Consider the following 1,147-nt stretch of genomic DNA (forward strand, 5'->3'; position numbering starts at 1 on the left):
ACTCCATGGCGACGAGCGCACCGGCTACGTGCAGGACAAGTTCGCCCGCATCGAGGCGGATTTCGCCTGACCCGCCCGACCGCGCTCCGGGCCGGGCCCGCCAGGAAGGCATGAGCCCATGGAGACGGGGGCCAACTATCCGCTCAACGCCACGCGCCTCAAGGTCCGCCAGGTGACCTTCCAGGCCGAGGGCATCAACTCCTACGAGCTGGTGCACCCGGACGGTGCCGACCTGCCCCCGTTCGAGGCCGGGGCGCACATCGACTTCTTCTTCCACGACGGCAGCGTGCGCCAGTACTCCCTCTGCAACGACCCGGCGGAACGACACCGCTACCTGATCGCGGTGCTGAAGGACGAGCGGGGCCGGGGCGGGTCCGTCGGCCTGCACGAACGCGTGCACGTGCAGCGCACGGTCTGCGTCGGCGCCGTGCGCAACAACTTCGCCCTGGACGAGACCGCCGGGCGCCACCTGCTGCTGGCCGGCGGCATCGGGGTGACGCCCATGTTGGCCATGATCGCCCGTCTCCGCACCATCGGCGCCGACTTCACCATGCACTACTGCACCCGGTCGCCCGCCCACACCGCCTTCAGGCCGGAACTGGGGCCGTTGATCGACGACGGCCGGGTGATCCTCCACCACGACAACGGGCGGCCCGCCGACGGCCTCGACATCGCCGCCCTGCTGGCCGACCGGACGGCGGGCACCCATCTCTACTATTGCGGCCCCAAGGGCTTCATGCGGGCCTGCGAGGCGGCCGCCGCGGAGTGGCCCGAGGGCACCGTCCACCGGGAATTCTTCACCGCCGAGGCCTCGCCCAAGCTGTCCCTCACGGCCGCGGAACGGGCCGCCGCCATGGGCGGCACCATCGGCATCGGCTTCCAGGTGGAGATCGCCAGCACCGGGGCGCAGTTCTCCGTCCCCAACGACAAGTCCATCGCCGAGGTCCTGAACGAGAACGGCATCGCGGTCGAAACCTCCTGCAACTCCGGCCTCTGCGGCACCTGCAAGACCCGCTATCTGAAGGGCGAGGTGGAGCACCACGACCTGATCCTGTCGCCGGAGGAGCAGCAGGAGTGCCTGACCCTCTGCTGCTCCCGCGCCAGCGGCAAGCTGTTGGTGCTGGATCTCTAGAGCATGTCTCTCCTA

1 protein-coding gene is annotated in these 1,147 nt (G+C 69.6%); it reads left to right on the plus strand.

The features are described from left to right. Positions 1–118 precede the first annotated feature (118 nt). The gene (locus tag MJD61_16145) at positions 119–1,132 is read left to right on the plus strand and encodes a PDR/VanB family oxidoreductase (protein MCG8556795.1); all 1,014 of its coding nucleotides are present in this window, start codon (positions 119–121) and stop codon (positions 1,130–1,132) included. Positions 1,133–1,147: the final 15 nt, after the last annotated feature.

Source organism: Pseudomonadota bacterium (assembly GCA_022361155.1).
In the GTDB taxonomy this organism is placed as follows: Bacteria; Myxococcota_A; Polyangia; order Polyangiales; family JAKSBK01; genus JAKSBK01.